This is a genomic window from Paenibacillus sp. cl123, assembly GCF_900101595.1.
Classification (GTDB): domain Bacteria; phylum Bacillota; class Bacilli; order Paenibacillales; family NBRC-103111; genus Paenibacillus_G.
In genome coordinates this window covers 1-5,745 of the sequence record NZ_FMYY01000048.1, presented here as the reverse complement: position 1 = coordinate 5,745, position 5,745 = coordinate 1, and the positions used below count along the sequence as shown (strand labels likewise).

Below are 5,745 nucleotides of genomic sequence, written 5' to 3'. Positions count from 1 at the left end.
GCGCAACCGTAACGATGCGGGGAGAATTCAATAATCGTACCTCTGACGACGTTAAGCTAGCTGCTTTGCAATTGCATGTGCCTGCCGGCATGGAGTTGCTTGAGCAGAGCGTTATGCTAAACGGGATCGCCGTCCATCCGATGAAGGCAGACGATGGACAGTACGAGCTTCCGCTCGGGACGATCCTCCAGGAAAGCGGTGGATCGGTCACGTACCGCCTTCGGGTTAACGAGCTGCTGCCTGACGAGACTGTTCGCGCCGTACTTGGTATTCGTTATGCGGCCGCAAACGCTGAATCCCGAGAAGAGACAATCGGTACTGTAATTCTACGAGCTTCGGGCGTTACGCTGACCGCTCCGCAAATCGTGCCCGACGTAGTATTTAAGGTTGGCGGGCGGGCGCCTGCCAGTCAGCTTGTATCCATCTATGACGGCGAGGAATTGATCGGACAGACCGAGGCAAGTCCGGGAGGCTACTGGGAGTCGAAAGTGACGGTGCGCAAACGGGGGGCAAACAAGCGCCATATGTTGAGCGCAAGGGCGGCTTGGGGCGGACAGGTACTTACGTCTGCTGCGAAGGCTGTTGAAGTGAATGGCGAGAAGCCGATCGTGACCGCTTTCAGTATGGATCAAAGCACGGTTGCGAAAATTGAAATCGATCCAAGTCTCGGCGTTGCCAAATTCCCCTACGTCATTGATCCGAAGAAGCCCCTATTGTTCCGAACCGCCTTTAACCGAGGCGCAGAGGTGGAGAAGGTAAACATCCATGTTGGCGCGGGAGTCTTGCCGGCAGAACTTAACCCGGAAACGAATGAGTTTGAGGCCGTGTTGACAAGTCCGCTACCTAAGCTGGATGGAACGATATCGGTGTCTTATGAGGTGAAGGATCAAGGTCCCGAGCGAATTGAGGGCAGTCTTAACGATTATGCCGAGTTGCTACCGCAAGCGTTCCACGAGCTTGATGTAGAACTGATTGAAGAACCAGCCGCAGCTAGGAAGGGGGCGGCGAAGAACCGGGTTGATCTGCCGACCGTTGTGTTCAGATCCAAAAAGTATCCGGATGAGCGGATTTTGGTGAAGTATAGCTACACGCCGGTTGATTATGAACCAGCCCCGGGAGTAGATGAGCGGACCCAGGTGTTTGAGCCGTCATTTGAGATGGACATGAAGAACCACACCATGACCTTTAGCGCGATCGTGGATACGGATAGGTTGAATGTTTCGGAACGCCAAGCTATGGGCTTGGCGCCAGAGATACATGGTTCCTTGTCCATTAACGGTAAACTTGTCTTTGAGTTAAAGACGCCCGGTGCAGCAAGTCCTTTAGGGGTGATATCCGCCTTATATTCCGGATACGATTTCAAGCAGAGAATGGATGCCGTTAACCATATGCTGACTGGAATCGAAAATTCAGCAGGCTGTATGTCACCGCCGATGCTGGATTATTTCCGCAAACGGCTGGATGATATGGTTGACCGTCTTGCTTTCGAACACAGCGCGAAGATCGCCATGCAAGGTGCTGGTATGGTGCTTGCCTCCTCAGGTATTGGATTGATTGGCGGTGCGATGCTGTTGGCAACCTCTTCAGGTGTTGGCTTTATGATGGGTAAATCGTGGGAACAGTCCTTCGACCGATTAAAGGATGAGGTCAATCAGGAAGTGGCAGTAGGGGAAGCGGCGAATCCTGCATGCCGTGCAGATGATGAAGATTATTCCTATCCTCCGCCGAACCATACCCCGATCGGTACACCTGTGTGGATATATGACCCGAGCGGATACGTCTACGAGGCGGTACCAAGCAACCGGCTAACGGGTGTAACCGCTACGATATCTCAGCTGAATAAGGAAAGCGGTCAGTGGGAGGTATGGGATGCCGACTGGTTCGGTCAACAAAATCCGATGGAGACAAACCTTGAAGGGCGATACGGCTGGGATGTCCCGGAAGGAACATGGAAGGTACGGTACGAAAAGGACGGCTACGAAACCGCTTATAGCGAGGAGCTCGTCGTACTTCCGCCGCATTTCGATGTGAATATTCCACTTGTATCTCTGGAGAGTCCAGCGGTCACGGCAGCGATGCAATCGACTGTGAACGGACAGACTGCGTTGGTGCTCAATTTCAGCCGCTATATGCTGCCCGAAACGCTTAACGCAAGTACGGTCCAGCTCTATTCGCCTGATTATCAGAGCGGTGAAGAGCCGATTCCGATCCGTATCGAGGCAGTCGACCCTCAGCAAACAACGGAGAATAAGCCGCTGACGAAAGCGATCCGGCTTGTGCCTGAGGAGGGCTATCCACTATCAGTTGGCCAAACGGTGAGCATTCGGGTGTCGAAGGATGCGAAAAGTTATGCCGAGATACCGCTTGATGAGGACTATTCCGAATCGATCGTCATTAGCGACCAGGTACAGCCTGTTGCGGAGGCTGCAGAAGCACTGAAGCTCACCAGCGGTGTCGATAATCTTACGGTGAAGTGGAGCAAAAGAATCGGAGAAGATGTCGATCGTTATTGGGTGGAATGGAGAACAGAGGGCAGTGAGAGCTGGTATAGCCGCTCCATACCGAAGGATGCCACCATCTTCGCGGCAGATCAACTTGCTCCGGACACGACCTACGAGGTACGTCTTATTACCGAATTAGCCGGCTTGCGTTCTATCGGTTTGCAGGGGAAGGTGAAGACGGCGGCCGTCATAAAGCCACAGCCGGATAAGTCGGCTCCAGGTAATGTCACCGATCCAAAGCTGAATGTCGAGCTGGATAGCCTGAATGTAACCTGGAAAGATCCCGATGACGAGGATTTGTACCGTATTCAATTAAAGCTGAAGCGAGCTGGAGCGCCAGAGCGCATTGAGCATGTAGGGACGGGGAAGGAACAATACAAATTTACGTCATTAGAGCCAGGAAGCTATGAGATTACCCTTATAGCGCTGGATGCACGCGGAAATGCATCATTGGGAACTAAGCTGAACGCCACAATTAGCGGCCGTGATCATGGTGGACACGGAAACGGGAATGGTCATGGTGGCAACGGCAATGGCAATGGTAACCCTCCCCCGTCCGATCCGAAAAGTACAGAAGTTTGGAGTATCCCGGTTCATGGCGGAGAATTCACGGCATTTGATGGTGCCTTCAAGATGAAGGCCCAGCAAGGTACATTCGGTCAAAGCACAGAGTTAACCGTCATGCAGGAGCAAGCCTCAGTTTATCGTTGGCCGAATAACCATTCTCCACTATCACCGGTGTATACCATCTTACCGGCCGCGAACCCTCAGAAGCCGCTAATGATCAGCCTATCATTTGATCTAGCCGCATTTAAAGGCAAGCATCCGCTCGGTATTGGCGTTTACCGGCTGGAAGCGAAGGGGAAGGGCAACGCAAGGGGCAGCGAGGCCAAGTGGAAGTTCATCGGAGGAACGGTTGACCAGAAAACCAAACAAGTTCATGTTCCCATTTCTGAAGGCGGTACAATCGCGGTAGGATGGTTCGATAAGCGCTTCGATGACATCAGGGGCCATTGGGGCCAAACCGCCATTGAAGTGATGACGAGCCGTCATTTCCTTCAGGGCTTCTCGGAAGATTCCTTCGCGCCTAACCGACAATTGACGCGTGCAGAAGCTGTTCAAATGGTGGTCAACCTGCTTTCCAGCCCCATACAAGAGAGCCAGGCCAGCCTGGTTCACCCATTCTCGGATATGTCAGAGGGAGCATGGTATCAGGAGGCCGTAAATAAGGCTGCACGAAGTGGATGGATTGAGGGGAACGGAGGTTTGTTCCGACCGGAAGACCCCGTAACCCGTGAGGCGTTTATTGTTATGCTTTACCGGGCTTCTGAAGCATTTGCGGACTATGGGGCGGAGGATACAGGGAGGGAGGTGAGTACGTTCGCGGATGCCCCTCATATATCCGAGTGGGCACGTACCGCGCTTCAATCGGCATTCGAGCGGGGACTTATAGAAGGAGCTGGTGATGGGAAGCTTGAGCCGAAGCACCCATTGACGCGGGCTGCGGCTGCGGCTATTCTGTTCCGGCTTGAAACGCTTAGTAGCACAGTCAAATAGCAAAAATCGGCAGCGTTACGATCATCCAATTGCCTGTCCCCGGGTCTGCCTGTACTTGGCATGGAGATGCAGTAAATACATCTGCTTGTAGTCAGTGGACTTGGGGACGGGGGTTGCTCCGGTAGGGGAACTGGTGTATTCCTAAAAGTTTTCCTAATTTGCGGGAATTACTTCCTATAACGGATAGGATATCCTCTGGTATATAGTGGTTACTGGAAAGTGTTACGCCATCTTGATTGTAATTAATAAAATATTCTATTTATGGAGGGAATTATGACTTACGATTTGCGATTTGATCCTTATCCGTGGTATTCAGAATTACGCAGCAAAGACGCGATCGTTCAACATGAACAACTGGGTTGGCTAATCGTTAAATACGATGACGTACGTCAAATCATGGCAGACCACCATACATTTTCGTCGGCAATATTTGAGGGATTCTCCTCTGAGCTGGGTTTGAACAATCAAATGAACAGTGTGGATCCTCCAAGGCATACCCAGCTTCGCGCACTTGCACAGCATGCTTTCACCCCAAACGCAGTCGCCTCTCTTGAGCCAAGTATTCGAAGCATGGCCAACCAATTAATCGATGAAGCTATTTGTAAAGGGTCATTCGATTTCGTTAGTGATATCGCAACCCCCCTTCCGGTAAACGTCATTGCTGAGATGCTTGGTGTGTCTATGGTCGACCGTTTAAGATTCAAGCATTGGTCGAATACCATCGTCGCGGCTTCACTTCGTCTCCTGCATGGGGATACTGAAGAATTGCCTGAACATGTCGCCGTAATTCGAGAGATGAAGCAGTATTTCCGCGAACAAATCATGGAGCGTAGAGACAATCCGAAAGAGGACCTGATATCACGTCTTGCGATTGCGGAAGTAGATGGGAAACAGCTTTCTGATCCCGAGGTTGTGGAGTTCTGTGTCCTGCTTATGGTAGCAGGCAACGAAACGACGACCCATCTGCTCGGGAACGCGATCCGTACTTTTCTGGAGTTTCCGGATCAGTGGAAGTTGCTATGCGATAATAGAGAGCTCATTCCACAGGCGATAGAAGAGGTACTGCGATTCCGTTCACCCGTTCAGATGATGAACCGTGTTGTCAAAGTGGATACGGAATTTAAAGGCCAAACAATGAAGGTAGGTCAATTCGTCACCGCTATAATGGCTTCGGCTAATCGGGATGAAAACAAATTTGAGCATGCCGACAGGTTTGACATTAGCCGCCAATCCACTGGTCAACTGGCTTTCGGTCACGGTATTCATCATTGTATGGGTACCCCGCTTGCTCGAATGGAGGCACGAATCGTGCTTGAGGTGTTATGCGAGCGTATGCCGAACTTCAGAATCACGGATAATGAAGAGATGGCGCCGCTTTCTAACTTTGTTATTCATGGTCTTAGTAAACTGCCTATTACTCTACAATAAGAAGATTCCTCGGCAGACGTTGCGTTGCCTTCGGCTACTTCAGCGATACGATCTAGTGAAAAGTAATTTTTAAGGTGCTTCTGCAAAGCGGAACGCACTATATGAATATGATCGACTACTTGGAGGGGAAACATATGAACAAGAAAGTGAGTAAAAAAATGAAAATGACGTTGCTAACCGCTATCGGTGCCACGCTGATTATACCAGGCGCCGTTAGTTTGAGCATGAAAGCAGAGGCTAAGCCGGAGCTGGCTATGAA

General features: G+C 51.1%; 2 protein-coding genes. Both read left to right on the top strand.

Annotated elements, in window-relative coordinates; all coding sequences use genetic code 11:
• The first annotated feature begins 14 nt into the window (after positions 1-14).
• The gene (locus BLR08_RS30445) at positions 15-4,058 is read left to right on the top strand and encodes an S-layer homology domain-containing protein (protein ID WP_090586673.1); all 4,044 of its coding nucleotides are present in this window, start codon (positions 15-17) and stop codon (positions 4,056-4,058) included.
• Between the two features lie 273 nt (positions 4,059-4,331).
• A complete protein-coding gene (locus tag BLR08_RS30440; protein WP_083537597.1) occupies positions 4,332-5,486 on the top strand; it encodes a cytochrome P450 in 1,155 nt (384 codons plus the stop codon).
• Positions 5,487-5,745: the final 259 nt, after the last annotated feature.